Raw genomic sequence first — 26,653 nt, 5'->3', positions numbered from 1 at the left:
CGGACGCCATGACCCAGACCCCGGAGCACGTGGTCGTCGTGGGCGCCGGGCTGGGGGGCCTGCGCACGGTCGAGGCGCTGCGCGCCCGCGGGCACGCCGGCCGGATCACCCTGGTCGGTGCCGAGGTGCACCTGCCCTACGACCGGCCGCCGCTGTCCAAGCAGATCCTCACCGGCACGTGGGAGCCGGCGAAGGCCACGTTCAAGGACGCCGAGGCGCTCGCCGCGCTCGACGTCGACACGGTCTTCGGCAAGCGCGCGGTCGGCCTCGCCGGCACCAGCGTGGAGCTCGAGGACGGCACCTCGCTGACCGGCGACGTCGTCGTGCTCGCCACCGGGGTCACGGCCCGCACCCTGCCCGGCCAGCCGGCCGGCGTGGTCACGCTGCGCACCATCGACGACGCCATCGCCCTGCGCGGCGCGTTCGACTCGCTGACGTCGCTGCTCGTGGTGGGCGCCGGCTTCATCGGTGCCGAGGTCGCCTGGGCCGCCCACGGCAAGGGCGTCCAGGTGACCGTGCTCGAGGCCCTGCCGGTGCCGGTCGAGCGTGCGCTGGGCCGGGAGGTCGGCGCCCTGGCGGGCCGGCTGTTCACCGAGGCCGGCATCGACCTGCGCTGCGACACCCGCATCGCGCGGTTCGTCGACGAGCGCACGGTCGAGCTCTCCGACGGTTCCACCGTGGGTGCCGACCTCGTGCTGGTCGGCATCGGCTCGCTGCCCGACGTGAGCTGGCTCGACGCGGCCGGCCTCGAGATCGGCGACGGCGTCGCCTGCGACGCCAACGGCCGCGTGGTCGGGACGAGCGGCGTGTGGGCGCTCGGCGACATCGCCGCCTGGTGGGACGCCTCCCGCAACCGGTTCCACCGCAACGAGCACTGGACCACCACCGTGGACCAGTCGGCCGTGGTCGCCTGCGACATCCTCGGCGAGGAGCCGCCGCCGCCGGCAGTGCCCTACGTGTGGTCCGACCAGTTCGGGATGAAGATCCAGACCTTCGGGCGCACCGACCTCGCCGAGGAGGTCGCCCAGCTGCACGGCACGGGGATGGACGGCGGCCCGGTGAAGGGCACGGTGGTCGGCTACTTCGCCGGCGGCGTGCTGGTCGGTGTCGTCGGGTTCGGTGCGCCGGCGAAGCTGGTGCGGTACCGCGCCATGATCGCCGAGGGCGCCTCGCAGGAGAGCGTGCTCGCCCAGTCCGACGCCGCCGTCGCGTCCGACGGCTGAGCGCCCCGCACCAGCTCCACCTGCTCCGGCCGGACAGCCCGGCCGGAGCGCTTCGACGACAGGAGAATCCGCATGACCGCCAACAGGCTCGCCGGCAAGGTCGCGCTCATCACGGGTGCCGCCCGCGGCCAGGGCCGGGCGCACGCCGTCCGGCTGGCGTCCGAGGGCGCCGACATCATCGCCGTCGACAACTGCGTCACCGCGCAGACGACGGACTACGCCGGGCCGACCGAGGAGGACCTCGCCGAGACCGTCCGCCTGGTCGAGGCGCAGGACCGACGGATCCTCGCCCGCAAGGGCGACATCCGCGACCTGCCGGGGCTGGAGCAGCTGGTCAAGGACGGCGTCGCCGAGTTCGGCCGCCTCGACGTCGTCGTGGCCAACGCCGGCATCTGCCCGGCCAACTGGTCGTGGGAGATCCCGGTCGAGCAGTGGCAGGAGACGATCGACGTCAACCTGACCGGCACCTTCTACACGATGAAGGCCACCGTTCCGACGCTGATCGAGCAGGGCACCGGCGGCTCGATCATCATCACCAGCTCGGTCGCGGGGCTCCGGGGGCTGCCGTTCCTCGCCCACTACGCCGCCAGCAAGCACGGCGTCGTCGGCCTGGCGAAGTCCATGGCCAACGAGCTCGGCCAGCACAACATCCGGGTCAACACCGTGCACCCGCACGGCGTCGAGACGGGCATGCAGCCGGCGCGCATGGGCCAGCTGATCCAGGAGAACGCGGCCACCCTCGGCCCGATCTTCATGGGCACCCTGCCGGACTTCATCTCCCAGCCGGAGGACATCGCGGCCGCGGTCGCGTTCCTGGCCTCCGACGACGCGCGCCACATCACCGGCGTCCAGCTGCCCGTCGACCTGGGCACGCTCATCCGCTGACGCGGGCACGACGCAGAACGGCCCCGGGGCGCTCGCGCGCCCCGGGGCCGTTCGACGTGCCGGGCGGCTAGGCGACGAGGCGGACCCGGGCGGTGCCGGGCGCGGTCTTCGTGCCGGTCTGGTTCTCCGACCACAACTCCAGCTCGAGCACGGTGCTGCCGTCGTCGGCGGTGGTGCGCCCGGTGACGGTGCCGGTGATCGTGATGGTGTCGCCCTTGAGCGCCGGCTGCTTGAAGCGGCACTCGAGGTGCTCGAGCACGCCGCGCTCGCCGACCCACTGCTCGACGGCGCAGTGCATCCACGCCCAGATCAGGTTGCCCATGCCGAAGGCACCGGGCATCCCGGCGGCCTTGCCGGCCTCGTCGTCCATGTGGATGTCGACGAACTCGTAGTTCACCGCGGCGTAGCGGTTCCAGGCGTGCAGCCCGGCCTGGCGGACGAACGGCGGGACGGTGGCGCCCACCTCGAACTCCCGCGTGGTGACGTCGGTCATCGGTGCTCCTCGGGCGATCGTCGGGTCAGTAGCGGATCAGGGACATGGTCGAGGTCTTGATCCGCTCCCCGGCCTGGTTCGTCCAGGTGGTCGCGAAGTCCGTCACCAGCATCCGCCCCAGCCGGCTCTCCTTCTCCTGGTACTGAGCGATGACCGTCTCGGAGCGGATGACGTCGCCCGGCCGGATGCGGACGCCGGTGTAGTCGACGAACATGCCGCCGTTCAGGGCGCGGAAGAGGTCGGGCGGCTGCACCCCGAGCTTCTGCTCCATCGCGCCGACCGCGGTGTACTTCGCATCGACCTCGAACGCCCGCTCGTCGGGCTCGGTGCGCGCCGCGGCCCAGGCGAAGACGCTGATGTCCAGCGGGGCGACGAGCCGGCCGGCGGCCTCGGCATCCGGGTCGAGGTAGTGCGCCGGCGGGGCCTCCGGGTAGTACACGGCGATGGCCCACCGGCGGATGTCGGACGCGGAGACCGGATAGGAGTGGGTGACCCCGTACGGCTGCCCGACGATCGCCGCCATGTCCGGCCGGACCAGTCCCAGCTCACTCACGGGCGCGCTCCTCTCGAGGTCGCCGTCGTCGGCGACTGCAGGTCTTCGGAACATACATGTGGAACTGTCGACCCAGACAGGGGCCACTGAGCGCGGTTCAGCGCGCGTGCGCGAGGCGGCCGCCGACGGTCACGGCCCGCACCCGTCCGGCGGCGGGGTCGGCCAGGACGTCGCGGGGAGCGCCGTCGAGCAGGACCAGGTCGGCCGCGGCGCCGGGGACGACCTCCCGCGGGAGCCCGCCGGGGTCGCCGGTCGGCGCGAGGTAGGCCGCGAGCGCGGTGTCGGCGTCGAGCCGCTCGGCCGGCGCCACCACCGCCCCGCTGCGGGTGCGCCGGTCGACCGCCGCGGCGACGACCCGCCACGGGTCCAGGGGGCCGTAGGGGGCGTCGCTGGAGAGGGCGAGGGGCACCCCGCCGACGACCAGGCTGGCGGCGCGGTAGAGGTCCTCGTGGTCGGCGGCCGGCACGTCGCGCAGGTAGTCGTCCCCGCGGTCGGCGAGGAAGCCGGGCTGGGTGACCACCCGCAGGCCCCGGCGGGCGAGGTCGGCGACGATCCCGGCGGGCACGAGCGCGCCGTGCTCGATCCGGTCGCCGACCAGCCCGCCGGCGAGGTCGAGGGCGGCCAGGAGCAGCGCGAGCGCCTCGCGGGTCACCACGTGCACCGCCACCGGCCGGCCGGCGGCGTGTGCGCCGCGGATCCGCTCGACGAGTGCCTCGAGGTCGGGGAGCCCGGAGTCGGCGAGCACGATCTTCAGCGGACCGGCGGTCAGCTCCGCCGGGAGGACGGTGCCCAGCGGCGCCCCGAGCAGGTGCACGGCCTGCGGGAGGTCGCCGGCCGCGCGCGCGGCGGCGAGCGCGCGGACGGCGGCCGGTGTCAGGTCGGGTGTCGCGTCGGTGACGGCGGTGATGCCGAGCCGGGTCAGCCGCCGCCCGATCCCGGCCAGGTCGGGGAGGCCGCTGCCGCCGAGCCGGCTGCGCAGCCAGTCGTCGGCCCGCCACAGCCGGCCGGTCGGCCGGCCGTCGGCGTCCCGCTCGACCCCGGGGTGGGGCGCGCCGGCGAGGTCGAGGAGCGCGGTGCCGGCGGAGTTGACCGTCCAGAGCGCGCCGCTGCGGTGCTGCACCCGGACGGGCCGGGCGGCATGCAGCCGGTCCAGCGCGGCGGCGTCCAGGTCCCCGGCGACCGACTCGGCGTAGCCGGTGCCCCGGACCCAGCCGTCGCCGCCCGTGGGTGCCGCGGTCAGCGCCCGGCGGAGCTCCGCCGCGGTGGTCACGGCGGGCGGGCCGCATCTCACGGAGAGCTCGGCCGCGGCGAGGGCGTGCAGGTGCAGGTGGTGGTCGACGAGGCCGGGCAGCAGGGTGCCGCCGCGGCCGTCGAGCACCTCCTCGCCGTCGCGGTCCAGGTGCGGGCCCACCTCGACGACCCGGTCGCCGCGGACCCGGACGTCGACCCGCCGCCCGTCCAGCAGCGTCGCGGCGCGGACCAGCAACCCGCTCACGCGATGCCCAGCTCGGCGAGGACCGCCGCGGTGTCGGCTCCCGGCTCGGGCGCCTGCCCCTCGACCGTGCGCAACTGCGGGGGCTCGACCGGGACGACGCCGTGGGCGGTGTCGAGCACCCAGGCGTCGCCGTCCCGGCGGGCCGCGGCGGAGGGGCCGGCCGGGAGGTCCGCCAGGGTCGCGGCCACGACGTCGGCCATCGCGACGTCCCACAGGACCCCGGAGCCGTCCGCCGGGGCGGTCATCGCCAGTGCGGCGGCGGTGAGGCCGGTCAGCGGGTCGGCGATCGCGTCCCCGACGAACACCGGAGACCCGTCGGCTGCGCGGGCCACCAGTCCGGCGCCGGCCGCGACGTCGTCGCCGAACCCGATCCGGCCGGAGGCCCGCCCGGCCGCGGTCAGCGACACCCAGGTGGTGCCCGCGGCCACGGCGGCGTCGGCGTCCAGGCCGAAGCCGGCCAGGGCGCGCGGCCGGGACCCCTCGATCACGACGTCGGCGACGGCGACGAGAGCCGCCATCGCCGCGCGCCCGCGCGCCGTCGCGGGATCGAGCAGCACCGCGCGGTGACCGGCGTGCAGCAGCCGGTAGAACTCCGCGCTCCCGCGTCGGGCGCCGTCGAGCCGGTCGGGCACCTCGACCTTCACCACCCGGGCACCGGCGAGCCCGAGCAGCGAGGCGGCCAGCGGGCCGGCCCACAGCGCGCTGAAGTCGACGACGAGCAGGCCCTCGACCGGCCGCGGCGGATGCCTGGGGAGCGGGGCGGGGGCCGCAGGCGCCGTGCGCACCGGGGTGGCCGCCACGCCGAGCAGTTCGGCGCGCTCGGCCAGCTCGGCGCCCGGCCGCTCCCGCACCCACGCGGCGACCGCGGGCCAGGGGTCGGCGGGAAGGGGCTGCCCGACGAGGGCCCCGAGCAGGAGCGGGTCGCCGGGGCGGGCGCAGGAGACGGCGGCCCATCCGTCGAGGGTGGGCAGCAGCCGGCAGCTGCCGCCCGCGGACACCTGCCCGGCCCGCCGGGCCCCGGTCAGCGCCGCCCGCTCGGACAGCAGCCGCGCGCCGTCGAGGACCACCGGGTGCGCGGTGCCGGCCGTGGTCGCCGCGATGCGGTCGGTGAGCTCCCGGGCCACCGTCGCCGCCCGTCCGGGCGGGAGGAGCGGTGGGCCGTCGGGGGAGCCGGTGAGGGCCACGACCCCGCTCCCGGCCCAGTCGCGCACGGGGTCGGACACGGCGTTCCTCCCGGTGCGGCTCGGTGGCTGGCGTGGTGCGGACGCTAGTGATCGCGCGCGGGAGGGACGGCGACGGCCCCTCGGAGGAGGCGCGCGTCACCTCCTGCTCTGGACGCGGCGGGTCCACGTCTCTACCGTGACACTCAGTGCCATCCGACCGGGAGAGGTCGGACCGACCGACGAGGGGTGCGCAGTGGGCAAGTGGTTCGAGACGGTGGCGGAAGCCCAGCGGCGGGCGAAGCGCCGGCTGCCCAAGGGCGTCTACGGCGCGCTGGTCGCCGGGTCGGAGAAGGGCCTGACCTCCGCGGACAACCTGACGGCGTTCGACGAGCTCGGCTTCGCCCCGCACACCGCCGGGCTGGCCAACAGCAAGCAGATGGCCACCACGGTGATGGGGCAGGAGATCTCGCTGCCGGTGATCATCAGCCCGACCGGTGTGCAGGCGGTGAACCCCGACGGCGAGGTCGCCGTGGCCCGCGCGGCCGCGGCACGGGGCACGGCCATGGGGCTGTCCTCCATGGCCAGCAAGCCGATGGAGGAGGTCATCGAGGCCAACCCTAAGACCTTCTTCCAGCTCTACTGGGTCGGTGACCGCGACGTCATGGAGGCCAAGGTCGAGCGGGCCAAGCGGGCCGGCGCGGCGGGCCTGATCGCCACCCTCGACTGGTCGTTCTCCTACGGCCGCGACTGGGGCAGCCCGTTCATCCCCGAGCGGATCAACTTCGAGGCGATGCGCCGCTACGCCCCGCAGGTCGCGCTCAAGCCCGCCTGGCTGTGGGACTTCGCCAAGACCGGCGCCATCCCGGACCTCACCGTCCCGAACATGGTCGCCCACCCCGGGGACAAGGCGCCGACGTTCTTCGAGGCCTACGGCCAGTGGATGCAGTCGCCCATGCCGACCTGGGACGACGTCGCCTGGCTGCGCAGCCTGTGGCCCGAGGCGCCGTTCATGCTCAAGGGCGTCATGCGGGTCGACGACGCCAAGCGCGCCATCGACGCCGGTGCCACGGCCATCTCGGTGTCCAACCACGGCGGCAACAACCTCGACGGGACCCCGGCCTCGATCCGGGCCCTGCCGGCCGTCGCCGACGCCGTCGGTGACCAGATCGAGGTGCTGCTCGACGGCGGCATCCGGCGCGGCTCCGACGTCGCCAAGGCCCTCGCCCTGGGCGCGCGGGCGGTCATGATCGGCCGCGCCTACCTGTGGGGTCTCGCGGCCAACGGGCAGGCCGGCGTGGAGAACGTGCTGGACCTGCTCCGCGACGGCCTGGGGTCGGCGCTGATCGGCCTGGGTCACCCCTCGATCACCGAGCTCTCCCGCGACGACCTGGTGATCCCCGACGGGTTCGAGCGGCACCTCGGCGAGGAGACCCCGGGCGGGGCCTCCGCCGGCACGCCGTCCGGCCGGGCCCGGCAGAGGGAGAAGGCCTCCCCGCGCTGAGGTCCGACGCGCAGGAACGTGGCGGCGGGATCCCGGGTCTCCGGGGTCCCGCCGTCGTCGTCCCTCAGGAGCCGGCGGGCACCGGCGCGGGGTCGAGCACCTCGTCGACCAGGCCCCAGGCGCGCGCCGTGGCGGCGTCCACCCGCGTGCCGGTCAGCCCCAGCCACGCCGCCCGCCACCGGCCGGCGCGGCGCACGATGCTCACCGTCCCGCCGGCGCCGGGGATCAGCCCCATCGCGAGCTCCGGCAGCCCCAGGAGGGTGTCGGGCGCGGCCAGCACCCGGCCGGCGAAGCACGGCAGCTCGAACCCCGCGCCCAGGCAGGTGCCGTGCACGCGCACCGTCACGCGGTCGCGCACCCGGTGCACCGACTCGGCGACGCTGGCACCCAGCCGGACCACGTGGGCCCGCGCGGGGTCCGGCGCCGAGCCGAACTCGTCGAGGTCCCCGCCGGCGGAGAACGCCGGCCCCGCGCCGGTGATCTCCACCAGCAGGTTCGGGTCCCACTCCGCCGGCGCGAGCGCGGCCAGCAGGGCGTCGCGCATGGCGGCGTCGACGGCGTTGCGGCGGGCCGGCCGGTCCAGCCGCAGGTGCAGGACGTCGCCCACCCGGTGCGACACCACCCGGTGCGTGCGGTCGTCGGGCTCCCGCGCCGGGCCGCGCGCGGCGAGCCAGGCGGCGAACTCCGGCCCGGCCAGCAGCGTGGAGTACGCGGCCGACTCCGCGGTCAGCGCGGCCGGCACCGGCAGCCCGGCGCTCTGCCGGAGCAGCCAGACGTAGCTCAGGGCCGCCAGCGGGGTGGCCGTGAACCGCTCGGTGAGCGAGGCGAGCGCCGCCTCGAGGTCGGGGACGGCGACCGTGCGGGCGTCGGCCGCCTCGGGTGTGGCGGTGAGCCCGAGGTCGACGGCCTGGGCCAGCTCGCCGGGCACCCGCTCCGGACCGGGTGCGACCGCCACGGTGCAGCGCCGGCTGCCGCGCAGTGCCGTGATCGCCCGGCGGCGATCTGCCGGCGGCAGCGCGGCGAACTCCCGCGCGTCCACCACCAGCAGGGGGTCGACCGGCCGGCCCGTGCCGTCGAGCAGCAGGGGAGGCGGGGGCATCGCGGCGAGGTCGGCGGCCCGCAGCGTCGGAGCTCCGGCGGGCAGCCCGACGGGGTCGCTGGCCTGCATCTCGGCTCCCTCGGGTCGACGGTGACGGGGGGTGGTGCTCGAGCGCCGGGAGAGGCCGTCGGAGCTCCCTCCTTGTTGCGTACCGTAAGCCGTTCTACATTGCGAGATGGGCTCCGGGACGTCTCCGGTCCCCAACCGACCTGTTCCCTGAGCACATCGAGGTTCCCCATGCCCGAGGCCGTCATCGTCAGTGCCGCCCGAACCGCGATCGGGACGGCCCGCAAGGGCACCCTCGCCGACACCACGGCGGAGGAGATGGCGCAGGTCGTCCTCACCGCCAACCTGGAGCGCGCCGGCATCGACCCCCAGTTGGTCGACGACGTCATCCTGGCCGAGTCGCTGTACGGCGGTGGCGCGGTGGCCCGCTACGTCGCCATCGAGGCGGGCCTGGACCACGTGCCCGGCCTGGCGATCAACCGGCACTGCGCCGGCAGCCTGACCTCCGTCGCCATCGCGGCCGGCTCCATCCGCTCCGGCATGGACCGCGCGATCGTGGCCGGCGGTGTCCAGGCGTCGTCGCTGTCGCCGCGCTTCTCCCGCCGTGCGCCCGGCACGGAGGACGTCGTGGACTGGTTCCCGCCGATCCACAAGGACGCGCCGGACGCCCCCAGCAAGGACATGTCGATCACGGTCGGCTGGAACACCGCGCAGGAGGCCGGCCTCACCCGTGAGGACATGGACGCCTGGGCGCTGCGCTCTCACCAGCGTGCCGTCGCGGCCATCGACGCGGGCCTCCTCGTCGAGGAGATCGTGCCGATCAAGGCCCTGCAGAAGGACGGCAGCTACGTCGACTTCTCCGTCGACGAGCACCCGCGCCGCGGCACGACGATGGAGAAGCTGGCCGCGCTGAAGGTGCTGCACCCGGAGATCGAGGGCTTCTCGATCACCGCCGGCAACGCCAGCGGCGTCAACGACGCCGCCGCCGCGCTCACGATCGCCAGCGACGAGCTGGCCCGCAGCGAGGGTCTCCCGGTCCTCGGCACGGTGAAGGCCTGGGCGGCGACGGGCACCAACCCGCGCCGGACCGGCATGGCGCCGCTCGACGGCATCCCGAAGGTGCTCGAGCGCGCGGGGCTGTCGGTCTCCGACATCGCGATCTGGGAGATCAACGAGGCCTTCGCCTCGGTGCCGGTCGCGGCCTGCAAGCTGCTCGGCATCGACGAGGAGAAGGTCAACATCCACGGCAGCGGCTGCAGCCTCGGCCACCCGATCTCCGCGTCGGGCGCCCGGATGCTGACCACGCTGGTGAACGACCTGCGCCGCCTCGGTGGCGGCTACGGCATCGCCACCATGTGCGCCGGCGGCGGCATGTCCGGCGCGGTGCTCATCGAGGTCTGACCCCGACGCACGGCTCCGCGGCAGCCCCCGGTGCCCCCGCTCAGGCGGGAGGCGCCGGGGGCTGTCCCGTCCGTGGGGTGCGCATGAGCCCCTCCTGGACGACGCTGGCGACCAGCCGGCCCCTCAGGTCGGTGATCTGCCCGCGGTTGTAACTGCGGCCGTGCGCGGCCGACGGCGAGATCTGGTCGTACAGCAGCCACTCGTCGGCGCGGAACGGGCGGTGGAACCACAGCGCGTGGTCCAGCGATGCGAACTGCAGGTCCATCGCCCGGCCGTGCAGCTGCATCGACGTCCCGAGCAGGTGCATGTCGCTGAGGTAGGTCAGGGCGCCGACGTGGACCGCGGGGTCGTCGGGCAGCCGGTGCCGGTAGCGCACCCAGAGCAGCTGCCGGGGCCGCCCCTCGATCCGCTCGCCCTCCGGCTCGGGCACCCACACGGCGTCCCAGTTCGGCCACTCCGCAGCGAAGTGCCCGTCCAGCGGATCGCCCTGCGGGACCTCCTCCGGCCGCGGCACGGGAGGCGCGAGCTCCTGGTGCTCGGGACCGTCGTCGCCGGCGTGGAAGGACGCCGACATCGTGAAGATCGTCTCGCCGTCCTGGACGGCGCTGACCCGGCGGGTGCTGAAGCCGCGCCCCGTGCGCACCCGGTCGACCAGCAGCAGGATCGGCTCGGCCGGCCGCCCGGGGCGGATGAAGTAGCCGTGCAGCGAGTGCACCTGCTGGGCCGGGTCCACGGTGGCCACGGCGGCCATCATCGACTGGCCGGCCACCTGGCCGCCGAAGGTCCGGGCCATGCGGGTGGGCACCGGATGCCCGCGGTAGAGGTCGGCGTCGAGCCGCTCCACGGTCAGCACGTCGAGGATGTCGGTCACCCGACACACCTACCAGGCGCCCGCCAGGGGCGCCCCGGGCGGGGCGCCGCGGGATCAGCGGGCGGCGACCCGGGGGCGGGGCTGGCCGGCCTGCAGCTCCTGCAGGTGGGCCCGCAGCCCGCGCAGGGTGTTCTCGAGGCCGAACTCGAACTCCTCGTCGCCGGTCATCGCCAGTAGCTGCGGTCGGTCCAGCTGGCCGAGCACCCGCAGCCGGGGGGTCTCCTCGAACGGACCGGCGGGGAGCTCGGGCTCGGCTGCGCCGTCGTCGGCGATCCGGGCCAGGGCCGCCGAGCCCCGCGTGAAGACCGAGAGGGCGGCGTAGGCGTTCATCGCCACGTCGGGCGGGAACCCGGCCGTGACCAGCAGCTGCAGCACCCGGTCGATCCGCTCGGCCGAGAGCCGGTTGGCCTCCGGGGTGCCCGAGCTGCGCAGGACGATCAGGTCGCAGAGCAGCTCGTGCTCGCGGAACATCCGCCGCTGCGACCGGAAGTACCGGCGCAGGTACTCGTCCCACGGCAGGTCCTCGGGGATGTCGATGCGCCGGTCGAACTCCGCCATGGCGCGCTCGGCGAGGGTGTCCAGGAGCTCGTCCTTGCTCCGGAAGTACCAGTAGATGCTGGTCACGCCGACGTCGAGCCGTTGCGCGAGGCGCGGCATGCTCAGCGCCTCGAGCGATTCCTCGGACGCGAGGTCGTAGGCGCCCGCGAGGATCTCCGCAGCACTGATCGACCCGCGCGCGCGACGCTTGCGCGGGGTCTGCGGAGCAGGGGTGGACGACACGCCGGGCCTCCTTCCGAGGAGCGCTGACCAGACTAGTCCGGCTCGGATCCCCCGCGGCCCGCGACGCCTGGCCCGGGACCCCCGCCTGAGCGGCAGATCTTCCCTCCGGGGCACCCGTATGATAGTTGTCGAAACGTCTACGGTAAGCATGTGCAGACGGCTCCTGCCGTCCGCCGGGGACGTCGTCCCCCTCCCGGAAGCGAGGTCCGCGATGAGCCGCTCCGCCGATCGCCCCGAGCCCGGCGTGGGGGCCGGGACACCGTGACCGCCGCCCCCTGGGTCCCGTCTCCGCCCGTCGTCCCCTCGGCCGACGCGCCGACCCTGGCCGCGCACGTCCGGGACTGGCGGGCCGTGCACGGCCTGACCCACGGAGACCTCGCGCGCCGGCTGGGGGTCGCCCGCACGACGGTCCGGAACTGGGAGCTCGGCCGGCGGCCGCAGCCGCTGCAGCTGGCGGCCCTCGCCCGGCTGTTCGGCTGGGACGACCTCACGGCCCGCGCCGTGGCCGGGGAGGACCGGGTGCGCACCGAGCGCACCTCCGGCGGGCGGCACGCCTCGCCGCTGTGCCGGGCCCGCCTGGCGGCCGGGCTGACCATGACGCAGGTGGCCAACCGGGTCGGCGTGACGCCGGCCAGCGTCTCCCGCTGGGAGAACGGCTGCCGCCGGCCGAGCCCCGAACACCGGCCGGCCCTCGCGCGGGTGCTCCGGGTGGCGCCCGACCAGTTGGACGGGCTGCTCGAGGACACCCCGGCCGGTCGCTGGGACGGCGCGGCCCTGCCCGGGCTCGGTGCACTCCGCCGGGCCGCCGGGTGGACCCAGCGGGAGTTCGCGGTCGTCGTCGGCATCGGCTCGACGACCGCCCATCGCTGGGAGAACGGCCGCACCCGTGTGCCCGAGGACCGGGTGGAGCGGGTCGCCGAGGCGCTCGGCCTGACCTCGGCCGAGCTGCTGGAGCGGGGGGCGACCCCGGTCGCCCGCGCCGACAGCATCCCGGCGCTGGCCCGGCTGCGGGCGGCGGCCGGCATGAGCCAGCAGGAGGCGGCGCACCACGTCGGCATCAGCGTCCGCACGCTGCGCCGCTACGAGCACGGCCGCCGCCGGCCGGGGCTGGCCGCGGCGCGGTCGCTGGCCCGCTGCTACCGGCGTCCGCTGGCCGAGGTGCTGCGGGCCGGCGCCGTCCCGGTGCCGGCCATCCTGACGCGCCGCGCCTGGGCGCCGGACGACCTGCCGGCCGTGCTGGAGGCGCTCCGGGCGACGTCCGGGCTGTCCGCGGCGGAGCTCGGCCGGCGGCTGGGGACGACCGGACGCCGGGTGCGCTCGTGGGAGCGGGGCATCGCGGTGCCCGGCCGGGCGGCCTGCCAGCGGCTGGAGCTGCTCCACCAGCTGCCCGCCGACCGGCTGGCCCGGCTCGCGCGCGGGTTCACCCCGGCCGCCTGATCCGTCCGGCCCCAGGGGGTCAGCCGGCGGGCAGGTCCCCGGCCAGCGCGGCGACGTCCTCCAGACCGCGGAGGGCGTCGTTGAGGTGCGTGCAGGTGCTCGTCCCGCCGAACTCGGCCCGCACCCGGGCGCGGAGGTCACCGACCGGGGTGCCGGCCAGCCGGGTGGCGCTGGCCGCGGCCGCCGGGCACTCCTGCCACGGCAGCACGCGCGGCCGGGCCTCGACCGAGACCAGCGTGCCGCTGCGGCGGTCGACGCGGGCGGACAGGTCGTACTCGTGCAGCACCGTCTCGGTGCCCGACAGCACCGTGTACGAGTCGCGGAACATGCCGTCGACGACCACGACGCCCGGGTCGTCGGGGTCCACGACGACGTCCAGGCGGCGGTGCCGGCGCATGTGGCCGGGAGCCAGCGGGCCGAACGCGTGCCAGCCCTCGGGGTCGTCGGCCCGCAGGTCGGGGGCCACGGCTCCGCGCATCGGCGGGATCGCCCCGGTGCTGCGGATGTGGACCATCATCGTGCCCTCTTCCCGCCAGCCCGAGCAGATGTTCGACGAGGCGCCCAGCGCCGCCGATGCCCGGGCGTCTCCGCCGCCGGCGGGGGAGGTGCCCTCCATGAGCATCGCGTAGCCGGAGATGAGCGAGGTCACCGGGACGTCGTCCAGCAGCAGGAACAGCGGGGAGCGCGCAGCGCGCTCGCCGGGCAGGGCGGCGTCGAGGGCGGTGCGGTAACCGGACGCGGCGCGGACGTCGAGGAGGTCGGCCGTCGCGGGCACCTCCGGGTCGCTCCGGAGCGCGCTCACCCGGCCGGCCACGACGACGCTGCTGGTCGTGGCCCGGCGCAGCACGCGCGCCGTCCCGTCGGGCGCGGTGACGAGGTCACGCGCCGCGCCTGCCAGGTGCAGCGGACCGGCGGGGCCCTCCGGACGCACCATCTCGGTGGTCGCCGTCCGTCGGACCGATCCCGGTGCCCGCGGCGGCGTGCCGGGAGCGGGGTCGTGCAGTCCATGCGGCGGGTCGAGGGTGAGGCTCATCGGTGCCTCCGCAGGGCCGCCGGGCAGGGTCGCGGCCGACCGTACAGTGACGCGTACGACATCTCGAAGAGGAGAGCACCATGCGTGACGCAGTGATCGTGGAGGCCGTCCGTACGCCGGTCGGCAGGCGCAAGGGCGGGTTGTCGGGAGTGCACCCGGCGGACCTGTCGGCGCATGTGCTGCGCTCGCTGGTCGAGCGCGCCGGCGTGGACCCCGCGGTCGTCGAGGACGTGATCTGGGGCTGCGTCGGCCAGGTCGGTGAGCAGACGTTCGACATCGCGCGCACCGCCGCGCTCGCCGCGGGCTGGCCGGAGACGGTGACCGGCGTGACGATCGACCGGCAGTGCGGCTCCTCGCAGCAGTCGATCCACTTCGCCGCGGCCGGGCTGGTCGCCGGCCAGTACGACGTCGTGGTCGCCGGTGGCGTGGAGTCGATGAGCCGGGTGCCGATGGGCACCTCGCTCATGGACCAGAACCCCTTCGGCGAGGCGTTCATGGCGCGCTACGGCGCGTTCCCGAACCAGGGTGTGGGCGCGGAGATGATCGCGGAGAGGTGGGGCTTCACCCGCGAGCAGTGCGACGAGTTCTCCGTGGCCTCCCACGAGAAGGCGGCCGCGGCGCGTGCCGACGGCCGGTTCGCCGCCCAGATCGCCCCCGTGACCCTGCCCGACGGCACCGTGGTCAGCGAGGACGAGGGCATCCGCCCCGGGACGACGACCGAGGTGCTCGCCGGCCTGAAGACGGTGTTCAAGCCCGAGGGTGGCGTGATCACCGCCGGCAACTCCTCGCAGATCTCCGACGGGTCGGCGGCGCTGCTCATGACGACCGCGGAGAAGGCGCAGGAGCTCGGGCTGACCCCGATCGCCCGCGTGCACACCGCCGTCCTCGCCGGGTCGGACCCCATCATGATGCTGACCGCGCCCATCCCGGCGACGGAGAAGGCGCTGCAGCGGTCCGGCCTGTCGCTGGACGAGATCGGCGCGTTCGAGGTGAACGAGGCCTTCGCGCCGGTGCCGCTGGCGTGGCTGGCCGACATCGGGGGTGACGCCAAGGCGCTGAACCCCAACGGTGGCGCGATCGCGCTGGGTCACCCCCTGGGCGGCTCCGGTGCCCGCATCGCCACGACGCTGCTGCACCACATGCGCGACAACGGCATCCGCTACGGGCTGCAGACGATGTGCGAGGGCGGCGGCCAGGCCAACGCCACGATCTTCGAACTGCTCTAGTCCTCTCCGCCACCGAGGCATAGGAAGCGATACCCACGTCCTGGGCTCCGAGACGTGGGTATCGCTTCCTATGCCGTGCGCGCCCGGGACGTCAGCGCCAGGCGAAGACCGGCGCCTCGAGGTGGGCCACCCGGGTGTCCAGGCCCCGGCAGGCGACCTGGCAGAACTGGTAGACCACCGCGGCGGTCGGCGCGTGCACGAACCCACCCAGCAGCGGCAGCTGGATGACCGGCTGGTCGGACTCCGGGATCCGGATCAGCCGCGGCTCGACGTCGAGGTCGGCCACCGGGATCCGGTGGATGCGGGCGACCTCGGTCTCCTGCGGGACCAGGCTCCCGACCGCGCCGGCCCAGCAGACGACCGGGGTCATCACGTAGCCCGACCGGGTCACGTAGTCGTCGAGCAGCCCGAGCACCGACGACGGCGGCAGCGTCAGCCCGACCTCCTCCTCGAGCTCCCGCAGCGCCCCCTCGACCGGGGTCTCGCCGGGGTCCAGCCGGCCGCCGGGCAGCGCCCACTGGCCGGCGTGGTTGCGCATGCGGGCCGCGCGGCGGGTGATGAGCAGGGCGGGGACGCCGTCGTCCTCCACCACGCAGACCGCGACGGCGGCGTGCTTGAGGTCGGGCCGCTCCACCCCGATGCGGGGGAAGGCCGAGACGCGGGCGGCTGCGGCGTCCCGGTCGAGGGTCGTGCTCATGCGGTGCACCTCCGTCCGGAACCTACGTCAGCCGCATCGGTTCGGTTCTCGTACCGACTCGTGTAGCGTCCCGGCCACGAGTTCGAGAATCAAACTGATGGAGCCGTCGTGGACCCCGCCACCTGCACCGCCCTCGTCACCGGCGCCAACCGCGGCTTCGGCCGCGCGCTGGCCGCCGAGCTGCTCGCCCGCGGCGCGACCGTGTACGCCGCCGCCCGCGACCCGCGGTCGATCGACCTGCCCGGCGCGATCCCGATCGCCCTGGACGTCACCGACCCCGTCTCGGTGGCGGCCGCCGCCGCGGCCACCCGCGGGGTGGACCTGCTGGTGAACAACGCGGGCATCGACACCGGCACCGATCTGCTCACCGGCGACTGGGCCGACATCGAGGCCGAGCTCGGCGTCCACTACCTCGGGGCGCTGGCCGTGACCCGCGCGTTCCTGCCGCAGCTGGAGGCCGCCGGGGGATCGGTGCTCAACGTGCTCTCGGTGCTCTCCTGGATCAGCTTCCCCGGCACCGGCGCCTACTGCGCGGCCAAGTCGGCGGCCTGGTCGATGACCAACAGCCTCCGCGCGTCCCTGGCGCCCCGCGGCGTGCGGGTCTCGGCGCTGCACGTCGGCTACATGGACACCGACATGACCGCCGGCGTCGCGGCGCCGAAGTCCGATCCGGCCGAGGTCGCCCGCGTCGCCGTCGACGCCCTGGCCGTGGGCAGCCCCGAGATCGTGGCCGACGAGGTGAGTCGGCAGGTGCAGGCGGGCCTCGCCGGCGGGGTCCCGGCGCTGTACCCGGCGCTGTCGTGACCACGGCGGTCCGGACGGCGCCGGGCACCTGACCGCTCAGCCGAGGCCGGCGCGGCGGCGCTCGATCGCCTCGAGCACGGTCTTCCGGCCTCGTCCGAGCTCGCGCTCGGCGCGCTCCGCCCGGTCCAGGGTGCCGGCGTCCATGGCCGCGACCCGGTCGCGGGCCTCGGGCGCGTTCAGGTCGAGCAGCTCCGCGGCGGCCCGCGCCTCGCGGGCGGCGTCGGGGTTCGGGACGTGCTGGCCGTCGGCGTGCTGCTTGGCCCGCTCCGTGGCGGCCCGCTCCCGCTCGCTCAGCAGCTGCCAGGCGGCGTCGGGCAGGTAGCGGTGGGTGGTGTCGCCGTCGCGGGCGTCCGTGCCGCCGTCGGCGGTGTGCCACTCCTGCGCCGTCCACTGCTGGAGGTGCCGCTGCGACTCCGTGCGCTCGCCCTCGTGCCGGTAGCCGCCACCGGCGGCCTCGTACTCGGACGTCAGCAACTGGCTCTTGCGGGCGCTCCACTGTCCCGGCCGGCCGCCACGGTCGCCGGCCTTGATCTCCTCCTTCAGCCGCTCCCTCAGCTCCGGGTCCGTGTAGTCCGCCGCGTAGTCCTCCGCCGACTTCCCGCTCATCCGCGTCCCGTACCCGCGGCCGGGCGGGCCCGCACGTGCATCCGCTCGCCCTGTGGCCCGTAGAGGTTGAGGATCTCGGCCGGGACGTCGCCGGGGTTGCCGACCCAGTGCGGGGTCCGGGTGTCGAACTCGGCCACCTCGCCGGCGCGCAGCTCGAGGTCGTGCTCGCCGAGCAGCAGGCGGACCCGGCCGGAGAGCACGTACATCCACTCGTGGCCCTCGTGGGTCTTCTGCTCCGGCTCGCCGGACGGCGTGCGCGGCGGGATGACCTGCTTGTAGGCCTGCACGCCGCCCGGCCGGCGGGTCAGCGGCCAGAAGGTGTGGCCGCCCTTCTCGAAGGGCCGGGCGACGACCCGCGGATCGGGGGTCGACGGCGCGCCGATCAGCTCGTCGATCGGCACGGAGTGCGCGCGGGCCAGGGGGAGCAGCAGCTCCAGGGTGGGCCGGCGCTGACCGGACTCCAGCCGGGAGAGCGTGCTCACCGAGATGCCCGTGGTCTCCGACAGCTGGGTGAGCGTGACGTCGCGCTTGGTCCGCAGCTCCCGCAGCCGGGGGCCCACGGCCGCCAGGACGTCGTCGTCGGTCATGCGACCAGTTTGCCGTTCCAGCAACGATGTTTGTCAAGACGGCGACGTCGAGCGCACCCTCGGCGGCATGAGCGAACGAGTGGACGTCCTGGTCATCGGTGGGGGAGCGGCGGGCCTGTCCGGCGCGCTGGCCCTGGCCCGCGCACGGCGCAGTGTGCTGGTGGTGGACGGCGGGACACCGCGCAACGCACCCGCGGCGGGGGTGCACAACTTCCTGACCCGGGACGGCACGCCGCCGGGGGAGCTGATGGCCCTCGCCCGCGCCGAGGTCCGCGGCTACGGCGCTGAGGTCCGCGACGGGTGGGTGACGGGGGCCCGGCGAGAGGACGGCGGCTTCGCGCTCTCCCTGGCCGACGGGACGACGGTCTCCGCCCGCCGGCTGCTCGTGGCCACCGGCGCGCGGGACGAGCTGCCCGACGTCCCGGGCCTGGCGCAGCTGTGGGGCACCGACGTCCTGCACTGCCCGTACTGCCACGGCTGGGAGGTGCAGGACCAGCCCGTGGGCATCCTGTCGACCAACCCCATGGGCACCCACGCCGCGCTGCTGTGGCGGCAGTGGACGGCCGACGTGACCCTCTTCGTGCACACCGGCCCCGAGCCGACGGCGGAGCAGGAGGAGCAGCTGGCGGCCCGCGGCATCGAGGTCGTCCGCGGCGAGGTCGTCGGCCTGGAGACGGCGGACGGCCGGCTGACCGGCGTCCGGCTGGCGGGCGGCGCCGTCGTCCCGCGGCGGGCGCTGGTCGCCGGGAGCCAGGTGCGGGCGCCCGGGGAGCTGCTCGCCGACCTGGGGCTCGAGCCGGTCGAGTTCGCGATGAACGGCACGGTGTTCGGCAGCGTGCTGCCGGCCAGCGCCGACGGCGCGACCTCCGTGCCGGGTGTGTGGGTGGCCGGGAACGCCGGCGACGTGCGCGCCCAGGTGGTCGTCGCCGCGGCGCAGGGCCTCGCCGCGGCCGGGCAGATCAACATGGACCTCGTGCTGGAGGAGACCCGCGCGGCCGTCGCCGCCCGGACCGCGGTGGGTGCGGCGTGACCGTCTACGACGAGCAGTGGTGGGAGGACCGCTACGCCTCGGGGGAGGCGCACTGGAGCGGCCGCCCCAACGACGTCCTCGTGGCCGAGACCGCCGACCTGACGCCGGGCAGTGCGCTCGACGTCGGCTGCGGCACCGGCGGCGACGCGATCTGGCTGGCCGAGCAGGGCTGGCAGGTCACCGGCGCGGACGTCTCCCGCACGGCGTTGGCCCGGGCTGCCGCGGCGGCGGCGGAGCGCGGGCTGGCGGAGCGGGCGACGTGGGAGTACGCCGACGTCGTCACCTGGACGCCGCCTCCGCATGCCTTCGACCTGGTGACGTCGGCCTTCCTGCACGTGCCGGGCGGCATCCGGGACGGGGTGATCGCCCGACTGGCCTCCGGGGTCGCGCCGGGCGGGACCCTGCTGGTGGCCCAGCACGACCCGAGCGACCTGCACACCGTGCGGCACGGGCAGGACCCGGACCTCTTCGCCACCGGCGAGCAGCTCGTCGCGGCGCTGCCGGCCGGGGAGTTCGAGGTGCTGGCCGCCGAGGCGCGTCCCCGCATGGGGCGCTCGCACGAGGGCGAGCACCTGCACATGGCCGACGTCGTCCTGCGGGCCCGCCGCCGGTCCTAGTCGGGCTCTCCGGGAAAGAGCCGGGCGAGACCGGGCGGCGGTCGGAACGGCTGCCAGTCGCCGGCCGGCTGGGCCAGCCGGTCGGCGACCACCCACAGCACCGCCGGGTCGTGACCCATCCCGAGGTGGCTGGCGTGCACGCCGACGTTCTCGCTCCGCGGGCCGGTCCGCTGCAGGCAGGCCCGCCAGTCGACGACGCCGTCCCACCGGGAGTAGACCGACGTGCTGGGCACGCGCAGCGGACGGGCAGGGTCGGCCGTCGAGAGCCGTCGCGAGGTGTGCCGCGGGCCGAGTCGCCGGTACACGCGGGCCCCGGGCGAGCCGTCGGACTCCCGGACGACGGAGGCGAACGGGGAGCCCAGCGAGATCACCTGGCGCACCCGGTCCGGGGTGCGTGCGGCGAGCCGCCGGGCGTAGATGCCGCCGAGGCTCTGCCCGACGATGCTCACCGGGGTGCCGTGCCGGTCGGCCAGCCGCTGGACCAGGCCGGGGAGCGCGTCCACCACCTCGCGGGTGGGGCCGCGGTTGCGGCCGAGCTCCCAGCCGACCACCGGGTGGCCGAGCGCACGGAGCCAGCCGCGCAGCGCCGTGGTGGACATGTCGGTGGCCAGGAGGCCGGGCAGCACCAGGACCGGGTGCCGGTCACCGCGGGGCGCGAGACCGAGCAGCGGAAACGTCGCGGCGAGGGTGCCGGCACTGACCAGCGCGCGGATCGGCTCGGTCGCGGCCAGCAGCACCCGGCGGCGCGTCGCGGAGCTCTGAGCAGGACGAACGGCCACGGGGTTCTCCAGTCCGAGGGGACGACGTCGGTGGGACTACCCGCGCGGACGTCCCCGGACGCGGTGCATGACGCGGGGTCCCGGCCGGTCTTCCCGCGATGCGACGGGAACGACGCCGGCCGGCCGGCTGCGGTGCAGGTCACAGCGCGGGCCCCCGCCGGACCCGGGCCCGGCCGGATCCGGCGCGCGTCATCGCGTCGTCGCCCCGGCGTCTTCATGGAGAGCCCGGCGAAGAGGCTCGCTGGCCACCAGGGGTGCCTGGACGGCCCCGACGACGTGAGGACGTGCACATGAACACCACAGAGGTCGAGACGAACGAGGCCCTTACCTACGAGGCCGGGCAGCCGTCCGCGCGATCGGCGAGGAGGACCGGCAGCAGGTTCGTCGCGCTCCTCGTGAGCCTGGCGATCGTGGGCGTGCTGGGCATCGCCGCTGCGGGCTCCGCCGCGGCCGCGCCGCCGAGCGCGCCGCCGGCGGCGGGTTCGGCGACCCAGACGATCACCGGAACGGTGAACGGCGTAGCGGCCCCCTTGACCCTGACGATCGACCGCTTCACCTCCCCGGGCGGCGTGCTGACGGCGGTGGGGACCCTGGCGCTGGCCGACGGCACCACCCAGGCGGTCGCCCTGCCGGTCGACCTCGCGGCGACCGCGGCCACCGCCAGCTGCGACGTCCTCAACCTGGTGCTCGGTCCGCTGCACCTGGACCTGCTCGGGCTGGTGATCGACCTGAACCAGGTGGTCCTGAACATCACCGCGGTGCCGGGTGCGGGCAACCTGCTGGGCAACCTGCTGTGCGCCGTCGCCGGCCTGCTCGACGGCCCGGTCTCGCCCGCGGGCGGGCTGGCCGGGCTGCTCAACCGGCTCCTGGGCATCCTCGGCTGACCTGCGACGTGTGACCCCACGGTGCTCCCGGCCCACCTGGCCGGGAGCACCGTCGGCGTCCTAACCCGGGCCGCGCAGCCGACCGGGCTGCCCGCGCCCGTGACCGGCCCCCGGCCGGAGAGCCGTGACCCCGCTCTCCGGTCGGGGGTCCGGCACGGGCGGAGCCGTCGTCCCCCTGGCGTCCAGGAACGCTCGCTGCGCCATGTCGAACGTGGCGAGCACCTCCAGGAAGAACTCCGACGCGGCGGTCGCCACGTCGGACAGTTCCTCCGGAGGGGTCTCGTGCAGGGCCTCGAGCAGCACCTCGTGATGCACCCGGGCGAGCTCGAGGATGCTCACCCCGGAGGTCACGGCGGCTCGGCCCAGTTCGTATCCCCGGCTGAGAGCGGCCTCGCCGCGGCGCGGCAGGTAGCCCAGGAAGGCCACCCGGTAGTCGCGGGTGAGGGCCTCCAGGTTGTTCATCCGGCTGCCGATCCGCGGTGCCCCGGTCCGCGGCCGCCCGGCCGCGCCAGATACGCGAGGCCCTCCTCGAGATCCAGGGCCGTGGGCACGCTGCCGGTGTCCATGCCGAGGGAGACCATGGCGAACGCGACGTCGGGCTGGATGCCGACGATCACTGTCTCCGCCCCGCGCAGTCGCGCCATCTCCGCCATCGTGCGGAGCGTGCGGGCGCCGAAGGAGTCCAGGACGTCCAGCGCCGCCACGTCGATCACCACCCCGCGCGACCGGTAGCGCCCGATCTGCTCGATGAGGTCCTGCTGGAACAGCACCATCTGCGTGTCGTCGAGCGCGGTGTGGATCGACGCGATCAGCCAGGAGCCCTGTCGCAGGATCGAGACGAGCTTGGGTCCGGTCACATCGCCCCTGCCCCGTCCACCCGGCTGACCGAGTAGCCGAGCAGACGCTCGGCTTCCTCGAGGCCACCCTGCAGGTCGCCGATGGTGTCCATCTTGCTCAGGTCGACGCCGATCGTGACCAGCGTCTGTGCGATGTCGGGCGACAGCCCGGTGATGATCACGCTCGCGCCCATCAACCGCGACGCGTCGACGGTGCGCACGAGGTGGTTGGCCACGGACTCGTCGACGGCGGGGACGCCGGTGATGTCGATGACGACGACCTTGGCGCGGTGCGTCCGGATCCCGGTGAGCAGCTGCTCGGTGAGCTGGCGCGCCCGCTCGCTGTCGAGGACGCCGATCATCGGCAGGATCAGCAGCCGCTCGCGGACCGGCAGGACCGGTGTGGACAGCTCGCGGATCGAGTCCTGCTGCTGCCGGATGACGCGCTCCCGCTCGTCGACGAACGACACCGCGACCGTGTTGGCGATCCGGTTGGCCGCGGGCTCGTAGGCGTCGAGCACCCGGTTGAGCAGGCCGAAGTCGCGCTGGTACTTCTCGAACAGGGAGCGGGCCAGGACGTCGCGGAGCAGCAGCACGATGCCGACGACCTCGTGCGTCTCGACGCCGCGGGGGATGATCCGCTCGGAGAGGTCGCGCGCGTAGCGCTGCAGCGCCTCCACGCTGCCCGTCTCCAGCACCTCGACGTAGTTGTCGTAGACCGACGTCGTCTCGGCGACCATCTCCTGCGGCGTCATCGCGTGCAGCAACCCGGAGTCCTGGATGCGGCCCGCCCACTCCTGGCGGAGCCTCGTGCGGTGCTCGCGCAGGTGCGCGACGAGCTGGGGGAGGAGCTGGTCCTCGGCGGTGCTGGCCGACGGGGCGGAGCCCGCGGGCTGGAGCTCGTCCGTGCGCTCGGTCATCGCTCACCACACCATTTCGTCATCGTCACCGTGGTCCCGCGCCCCATCTCGGACACGACCGCGAACTCGTCCATCAACCGCCGGGCGCCGGGCAGGCCCAGCCCCAGGCCGCTGTAGGTGCTGTAGCCGTCGGTCAGGGCCCGCTCGACGTCGGGGATCCCCGGTCCGGTGTCCCGGGCGGTGACCTGCACCCCGCGGCGGGGCCGGTCCACGAGCTCCACGACCACCTCCCCGGTCCCGGCGAACCGCACGATGTTGCGGGTCACCTCGGAGACGGCGGTCGCGATGAGGGTGAGCTCGGTGCGGGCGAAGCCGAGTCGTGCCGCCAGCTCCCGGGCGGCCTGGCGGGCGGCCACGATGTCGGCGTCGGTGGAGATGGGGATGCGCACCTCGTCGTCCCGGGGCTGCGCACGCTCCATGAGCGGCTGGCTCAGCCGGGCGCAGACGTCGCACTCCAGCAGGTGCCGGCCGGCGTCGACCTCCCGCTGCCGGCGGCGGTCCCCGCCGGACAGCGCGAGCAGCACCGGGCGGCAGCGCTCGGTCGGCGGTTCGACGTTCGCCTGGACGAGCAGGTACTCGACCCGGAGCCGCGCGCGCGTGCGGTTGAGCTGCGCCGCCACGGCCCCGGCGGTCGACCCCTGCTCCGCGGCCAGCGAGCGGGTGTCCTGCCCGGAGACCTCGTGCGCGAGCAGGGTGGCGCGCTCGCGGTCGGTGAGCCGGGACAGGGCCTCGGCGACGGCGGTGCGCTCCTCGTTCGCGAGGAGGTCCTGATCGGGCGGGTCGGGCAGGTCCAGGTCCACGACGCGGTGCTGGTTGCGCCGGTGCCGGTCCTGATCACGCCACATGGACGCGACGACGTTGCGGGCCGTGACGATCGCGTAGGGCTCGAGCATCCCCGGCTCCACACGGGCTGCCGCGGCCAGGACGCGGACGAGGGTCTCCTGGACGAGGTCGTCGGCCGTGGCGGCGTCGTCGACCCGCGCCTCGATGATCCGCCGCAGCATGGGGATGAGCGCTGCCACGTCGTCGTGCGGGCGTCGGTCCTCCCGCATCCCGACGGACTCGGCGGCGCTCACGGGGCGGACGCGGTCACTCGGCCGGGGGCAGCAGGCGGGGGAGGAACACCTCGTCGATGGGGCGCGGTCCGACGTACTGGCGGCAGCTGCAGGGCACCCAGGTGTGCCCGGACCAGCGGCCGCGCCGGTCGTAGGCGTCGCGGCGCAGCTCGGCGTAGCAGGTGTTGGTCTCGGTGTCGTGCTGGCTGAGGGTGTGGCCGCAGCCGCACAGTGGCGCCGGCGGGGGCGGCGGGGGCACCGGCCGGCGGCGGGTGAGCAGGCCCGCGCCGTACCCCACCGCCAGCAGGGCGGCCCCGATCAGCAGGCTCACCGGCTCCACCGGACCGCTCCCTCCGTCGTCGTCCCCTGACGGTAACGCCGGTTCGGGGTCCGGCGGGGCGCCGAGCCCTCACCGCGCACGCCCACAACGGTCGCCCACAATTCGGTTGGTGCGACGTGTTTGCCGGGACGTGAGCCGGGGCACATTGCGGGCGTGCAGTCCTACGCCGTCGGGTTCTCACGTCCGGATCGATGGACCTGGCACGGGACGTCGGACCAGACGCCCTGGCACGCCGTGACGGTCGACCGGCCCGCCCGGGATCTCGACGGCGTCGTCGACCTGGCCCTCTGCGGGGCGATCGTGCAGATCTGGGGTTCGCAGCGGTGGGAGCGGATGGGCGTCGGCCGCACGGCCTGCCCCGAGTGCGTCCGGCTCAGCTCGGCCGCTCCCGCGCCGGCGATGCCCTCGGCGCCGGGGCGGTTGCTCCGCGCGGTCTGAGTCGGGTCAGCGCCGGTCGTCGCGCCGGCCGCTGATGGCCGACAGGCCGGTGATCTCCCGGCCGACGATGAGGGCCTGCACGGAGTCGGTGCCCTCGAAGGTGAAGACGGCCTCCATGTCCGCGTGGTGCCGGGCGATGTGGTGCTCCAGCAGGATCCCGTCGCCGCCGAGGATGTCGCGGGCGTCGGCCACGATCGCCCGCGCCTTGGCCGCGTGGTTCATCTTGGCCAGCGAGGCCATCGCCGGGGTCATCCGGTCGGCGTCGGCCAACCTCGACAGCCGCCAGCACATCAGCTGCATCGAGGTGATCTCGGCGAGCATCCGGGCCAGCTTGTCCTGCACGAGCTGGTAGCCGGCGATCGGCTGGCCGAACTGCTCCCGCTGCAGGGCGTGCGCCAGGGCGAGCTCGTAGGACGCGGTGGCCAGGCCCAGCGCCCGCCAGGCGACCGTGTAGCGGGTGCGGTCCAGGACCTTCGAGACGTCCTTGAAGGACGAGCACTCCGCGAGCCTGTTCTCCGCCGGCACCCGGACGCCGGTCAGCGTGATCTCGGCCTGCCAGACCGCCCGGAGCGCCGTCTTCCCGGTCATGACGGTCGCCTCGAAGCCCGGCGTGCCCTGCTCGACGACGTACCCGCCGACGTTCCCGTCCTCGTCGCGCGCCCAGATCAGCACGAGGTCGGCGATCGACCCGTTGCCGATCCACTTCTTCTGCCCGTCGAGCACGAACACGTCGCCGTCGCGGCGGGCGGAGGTCTCCAGGCCGACGGCGTCGGAGCCGTGCCGGGGCTCGGTCAGCCCGAAGGCACCGATCAGCTCCATCCGGGCCATGGCCGGCAGCCACCGCTGGCGCTGCTCCTCCGAGCCCAGCATCGCGATCGACTGCATGGCCAGGAAGCTGTGCACGCCGTTGAAGGTCCCGACGCTGCCGTCGGCGCGGGCCAGCTCCGCGGCGACCAGGCCGGCCGAGACCGCGCTCATCCCCGGGCAGCCGTAGCCCTCGATGGTCCCGCCCGCGATGCCCAGCCCGGCCAGCTTCGGCACCAGGACGCGGGGGAACTCGGCGCGCTCCCAGTAGTCGTTGACGATCGGGGTGACCTCGCGCTCGCCGAAGGCCCGCACCCGGTCGCGGATCTCGATCTCCGCCGGCTCGAGCAGCTCGTCCAGGGCGTAGAAGTCAGGGCTGGCCACGCCGTGGACGCTAGGGCCGAACCGCCCGGCCCGCAGGTCAGGAGCCGAGCAGGCCGCGGACGTAGCCGATCTGACCGAGGTGCTGCAGGTCGTCGCCGAGGACGCTGACCAGCCGGACGCCGAGGGTGACCGGCGGATCCCAGCGGGTGTCGACGACACGGTCGAGGTCGCCGTCGCCGAGGCCGGCCAGGAACTCCGCCGTCCGGGCGTGGACGGCGGTCGAGTACTCGACGAGGAGCGCCGGGTCCTCGATGCGGACGGCGGCGACCTCCTCGCTGGACATGCCGTAGCCGATCGCGGAGGCCTCGACCGGGAGGTCGAAGCGCCGCGCGAACCCCTGCGCCGTCCAGACCTGGTCGCTGCCGGCGACGTCGGCCACGTGGTCGTCCTGCACGCGGAGCAGGTGCCAGGCGAGCCAGCCGATCGGGTTGGCGTCGGGGCCGACCCGGGTGTCCAGCTGCTCGGCGGTCAGCCCGTCGAGGCTGCCGCGCAGGGTCTCCTCCACCTGGGAGAAGGCGTAGCGCAGGACGTCACGGCTCTGCACGGGCCTGCCCCTCGGCGTCGTCGGGCTCGCTGGCCGCCTCGAGTGACTCCAGCTGGTCGGGGGTGGGCTGTTCGAGGGCGATGTCGCGCGGCTGTGGCGTCTCGGGCTCGGGTGTGGTCACGTGAGCGAGCCTGCCGCAGCCGTCCTCGGAGCGCGCGGGCA

Annotated in this window: 31 protein-coding genes; 11 read left to right on the top strand and 20 right to left on the bottom strand. The window is 75.0% G+C overall.

Annotated elements, in window-relative coordinates; all coding sequences use genetic code 11:
• Window positions 1–8 precede the first annotated feature (8 nt).
• Together N555_RS0123660 and N555_RS0123655 are read left to right on the top strand one after the other, a co-directional pair.
• Complete coding sequence (locus N555_RS0123660) at window positions 9–1,223, top strand: NAD(P)/FAD-dependent oxidoreductase (protein WP_029433965.1); 1,215 nt, start codon at window positions 9–11, stop codon at window positions 1,221–1,223.
• A gap of 72 nt (window positions 1,224–1,295) precedes the next feature.
• The gene (locus N555_RS0123655; RefSeq protein ID WP_029433964.1) at window positions 1,296–2,108 is read left to right on the top strand and encodes a mycofactocin-coupled SDR family oxidoreductase; all 813 of its coding nucleotides are present in this window, start codon (window positions 1,296–1,298) and stop codon (window positions 2,106–2,108) included.
• A gap of 67 nt (window positions 2,109–2,175) precedes the next feature.
• Here N555_RS0123655 and N555_RS0123650 read toward each other — a convergent pair whose 3' ends face one another.
• The 4 genes from N555_RS0123650 to N555_RS0123635 form a co-directional block, all read right to left on the bottom strand.
• A complete protein-coding gene (locus N555_RS0123650; RefSeq protein ID WP_029433963.1) occupies window positions 2,176–2,601 on the bottom strand; it encodes a MaoC/PaaZ C-terminal domain-containing protein in 426 nt (141 codons plus the stop codon).
• A gap of 25 nt (window positions 2,602–2,626) precedes the next feature.
• Window positions 2,627–3,154: an FAS1-like dehydratase domain-containing protein gene (locus N555_RS0123645; RefSeq protein WP_051684410.1), complete on the bottom strand. Its 528-nt coding sequence runs from the start codon at window positions 3,152–3,154 to the stop codon at window positions 2,627–2,629.
• A 97-nt stretch (window positions 3,155–3,251) separates the two neighbouring features.
• Entirely contained in the window at window positions 3,252–4,649 is a 1,398-nt protein-coding gene (locus tag N555_RS0123640; RefSeq protein ID WP_029433961.1) for an amidohydrolase family protein, read from the bottom strand.
• Window positions 4,646–5,872: a CoA transferase gene (locus tag N555_RS0123635; RefSeq protein ID WP_197029129.1), complete on the bottom strand. Its 1,227-nt coding sequence runs from the start codon at window positions 5,870–5,872 to the stop codon at window positions 4,646–4,648. The genes N555_RS0123640 and N555_RS0123635 overlap by 4 nt, the downstream gene beginning before the upstream one ends.
• Window positions 5,873–6,065: 193 nt before the next feature.
• Between N555_RS0123635 and mftD the strand changes: the two genes are divergently transcribed.
• Window positions 6,066–7,313, top strand: a complete 1,248-nt coding sequence (gene mftD, locus N555_RS0123630) for a pre-mycofactocin synthase MftD (RefSeq protein WP_081866442.1) — start codon at window positions 6,066–6,068, stop codon at window positions 7,311–7,313.
• Between the two features lie 64 nt (window positions 7,314–7,377).
• Here the strand turns inward: mftD and N555_RS0123625 are convergent, their stop codons facing one another.
• Window positions 7,378–8,481 (bottom strand): enoyl-CoA hydratase/isomerase family protein, encoded by a 1,104-nt coding sequence (locus N555_RS0123625; RefSeq protein ID WP_051684409.1) that lies wholly within the window; start codon window positions 8,479–8,481, stop codon window positions 7,378–7,380.
• A 168-nt stretch (window positions 8,482–8,649) separates the two neighbouring features.
• Here N555_RS0123625 and N555_RS0123620 point away from each other — a divergent pair, with 168 nt between their 5' ends.
• Entirely contained in the window at window positions 8,650–9,819 is a 1,170-nt protein-coding gene (locus tag N555_RS0123620; protein ID WP_029433957.1) for a thiolase family protein, read from the top strand.
• Window positions 9,820–9,859: 40 nt separating this feature from the next.
• Here the strand turns inward: N555_RS0123620 and N555_RS0123615 are convergent, their stop codons facing one another.
• Both N555_RS0123615 and N555_RS0123610 read right to left on the bottom strand, forming a co-directional pair.
• Window positions 9,860–10,690: an acyl-CoA thioesterase gene (locus N555_RS0123615; protein WP_029433956.1), complete on the bottom strand. Its 831-nt coding sequence runs from the start codon at window positions 10,688–10,690 to the stop codon at window positions 9,860–9,862.
• Between the two features lie 54 nt (window positions 10,691–10,744).
• Window positions 10,745–11,470, bottom strand: a complete 726-nt coding sequence (locus N555_RS0123610; protein ID WP_051684408.1) for a TetR/AcrR family transcriptional regulator — start codon at window positions 11,468–11,470, stop codon at window positions 10,745–10,747.
• Between the two features lie 261 nt (window positions 11,471–11,731).
• Here N555_RS0123610 and N555_RS28885 point away from each other — a divergent pair, with 261 nt between their 5' ends.
• Window positions 11,732–12,907, top strand: coding sequence for a helix-turn-helix domain-containing protein (locus N555_RS28885; protein ID WP_034512166.1), 1,176 nt, complete (start codon window positions 11,732–11,734; stop codon window positions 12,905–12,907).
• A 19-nt stretch (window positions 12,908–12,926) separates the two neighbouring features.
• On the opposite strand, the gene N555_RS29195 is transcribed toward N555_RS28885, so the two are convergent.
• Complete coding sequence (locus N555_RS29195; protein ID WP_034512163.1) at window positions 12,927–13,940, bottom strand: DUF2889 domain-containing protein; 1,014 nt, start codon at window positions 13,938–13,940, stop codon at window positions 12,927–12,929.
• A gap of 80 nt (window positions 13,941–14,020) precedes the next feature.
• Between N555_RS29195 and N555_RS0123595 the strand changes: the two genes are divergently transcribed.
• Entirely contained in the window at window positions 14,021–15,166 is a 1,146-nt protein-coding gene (locus N555_RS0123595; RefSeq protein WP_029433953.1) for a thiolase family protein, read from the top strand.
• A gap of 91 nt (window positions 15,167–15,257) precedes the next feature.
• Here the strand turns inward: N555_RS0123595 and N555_RS0123590 are convergent, their stop codons facing one another.
• Window positions 15,258–15,863, bottom strand: a complete 606-nt coding sequence (locus tag N555_RS0123590; RefSeq protein WP_029433952.1) for an NUDIX hydrolase — start codon at window positions 15,861–15,863, stop codon at window positions 15,258–15,260.
• 108 nt (window positions 15,864–15,971) lie between these two features.
• Between N555_RS0123590 and N555_RS0123585 the strand changes: the two genes are divergently transcribed.
• Window positions 15,972–16,667 (top strand): SDR family oxidoreductase, encoded by a 696-nt coding sequence (locus tag N555_RS0123585; RefSeq protein ID WP_029433951.1) that lies wholly within the window; start codon window positions 15,972–15,974, stop codon window positions 16,665–16,667.
• 36 nt (window positions 16,668–16,703) lie between these two features.
• Here N555_RS0123585 and N555_RS0123580 read toward each other — a convergent pair whose 3' ends face one another.
• The gene (locus tag N555_RS0123580; protein WP_029433950.1) at window positions 16,704–17,273 is read right to left on the bottom strand and encodes a hypothetical protein; all 570 of its coding nucleotides are present in this window, start codon (window positions 17,271–17,273) and stop codon (window positions 16,704–16,706) included.
• Window positions 17,270–17,860, bottom strand: a complete 591-nt coding sequence (locus tag N555_RS0123575; RefSeq protein ID WP_029433949.1) for a helix-turn-helix domain-containing protein — start codon at window positions 17,858–17,860, stop codon at window positions 17,270–17,272. Before N555_RS0123575 ends, N555_RS0123580 begins: the two co-directional genes overlap by 4 nt.
• A gap of 67 nt (window positions 17,861–17,927) precedes the next feature.
• Between N555_RS0123575 and N555_RS0123570 the strand changes: the two genes are divergently transcribed.
• Together N555_RS0123570 and N555_RS0123565 are read left to right on the top strand one after the other, a co-directional pair.
• Complete coding sequence (locus N555_RS0123570) at window positions 17,928–18,890, top strand: NAD(P)/FAD-dependent oxidoreductase (protein WP_029433948.1); 963 nt, start codon at window positions 17,928–17,930, stop codon at window positions 18,888–18,890.
• A complete protein-coding gene (locus N555_RS0123565) occupies window positions 18,887–19,507 on the top strand; it encodes a class I SAM-dependent methyltransferase (RefSeq protein ID WP_029433947.1) in 621 nt (206 codons plus the stop codon). The genes N555_RS0123570 and N555_RS0123565 overlap by 4 nt, the downstream gene beginning before the upstream one ends.
• On the opposite strand, the gene N555_RS0123560 is transcribed toward N555_RS0123565, so the two are convergent.
• Window positions 19,504–20,286 (bottom strand): alpha/beta fold hydrolase, encoded by a 783-nt coding sequence (locus N555_RS0123560; RefSeq protein ID WP_231503116.1) that lies wholly within the window; start codon window positions 20,284–20,286, stop codon window positions 19,504–19,506. The two genes, N555_RS0123565 and N555_RS0123560, sit on opposite strands and share 4 nt — an antisense overlap.
• Before the next feature lie 290 nt (window positions 20,287–20,576).
• On the opposite strand from N555_RS0123560, the gene N555_RS0123550 reads away from it, so the two are divergent.
• Entirely contained in the window at window positions 20,577–21,170 is a 594-nt protein-coding gene (locus N555_RS0123550) for a hypothetical protein (RefSeq protein WP_197029128.1), read from the top strand.
• Window positions 21,171–21,230: 60 nt separating this feature from the next.
• On the opposite strand, the gene N555_RS0123545 is transcribed toward N555_RS0123550, so the two are convergent.
• From N555_RS0123545 to N555_RS0123525, 5 genes are read right to left on the bottom strand one after another with little or no spacing between them, the layout of a single operon-like run.
• Window positions 21,231–21,632, bottom strand: coding sequence for a phosphatase RsbU N-terminal domain-containing protein (locus tag N555_RS0123545; protein WP_029433944.1), 402 nt, complete (start codon window positions 21,630–21,632; stop codon window positions 21,231–21,233).
• Window positions 21,629–22,027, bottom strand: coding sequence for an STAS domain-containing protein (locus N555_RS0123540; RefSeq protein ID WP_051684407.1), 399 nt, complete (start codon window positions 22,025–22,027; stop codon window positions 21,629–21,631). The genes N555_RS0123545 and N555_RS0123540 overlap by 4 nt, the downstream gene beginning before the upstream one ends.
• Window positions 22,024–22,926, bottom strand: a complete 903-nt coding sequence (locus tag N555_RS0123535) for an STAS domain-containing protein (RefSeq protein WP_029433942.1) — start codon at window positions 22,924–22,926, stop codon at window positions 22,024–22,026. Before N555_RS0123535 ends, N555_RS0123540 begins: the two co-directional genes overlap by 4 nt.
• On the bottom strand, window positions 22,923–24,002 hold the full coding sequence (locus N555_RS27600; protein WP_231503115.1) for a sigma-70 family RNA polymerase sigma factor: 1,080 nt from the start codon (window positions 24,000–24,002) through the stop codon (window positions 22,923–22,925). The genes N555_RS0123535 and N555_RS27600 overlap by 4 nt, the downstream gene beginning before the upstream one ends.
• Window positions 24,003–24,015: 13 nt before the next feature.
• On the bottom strand, window positions 24,016–24,312 hold the full coding sequence (locus N555_RS0123525) for a hypothetical protein (RefSeq protein ID WP_231503114.1): 297 nt from the start codon (window positions 24,310–24,312) through the stop codon (window positions 24,016–24,018).
• Window positions 24,313–24,555: 243 nt separating this feature from the next.
• Between N555_RS0123525 and N555_RS0123520 the strand changes: the two genes are divergently transcribed.
• A complete protein-coding gene (locus tag N555_RS0123520; protein WP_231503113.1) occupies window positions 24,556–24,759 on the top strand; it encodes a hypothetical protein in 204 nt (67 codons plus the stop codon).
• 6 nt (window positions 24,760–24,765) lie between these two features.
• Here N555_RS0123520 and N555_RS0123515 read toward each other — a convergent pair whose 3' ends face one another.
• From N555_RS0123515 to N555_RS29020, 3 genes are read right to left on the bottom strand one after another with little or no spacing between them, the layout of a single operon-like run.
• Entirely contained in the window at window positions 24,766–25,947 is a 1,182-nt protein-coding gene (locus tag N555_RS0123515) for an acyl-CoA dehydrogenase family protein (protein WP_029433938.1), read from the bottom strand.
• Between the two features lie 37 nt (window positions 25,948–25,984).
• A complete protein-coding gene (locus tag N555_RS0123510; protein WP_029433937.1) occupies window positions 25,985–26,491 on the bottom strand; it encodes a mycothiol transferase in 507 nt (168 codons plus the stop codon).
• On the bottom strand, window positions 26,478–26,612 hold the full coding sequence (locus tag N555_RS29020; protein WP_255347377.1) for a hypothetical protein: 135 nt from the start codon (window positions 26,610–26,612) through the stop codon (window positions 26,478–26,480). The genes N555_RS0123510 and N555_RS29020 overlap by 14 nt, the downstream gene beginning before the upstream one ends.
• Between the last annotated feature and the right edge of the window lie 41 nt (window positions 26,613–26,653).

The organism is Blastococcus sp. URHD0036 (assembly GCF_000701365.1).
Lineage (GTDB): Bacteria > Actinomycetota > Actinomycetes > Mycobacteriales > Geodermatophilaceae > Trujillonella.
Note: the sequence above shows the minus strand (reverse complement) of the source record. Positions and strands in the feature narration are given on the sequence as shown.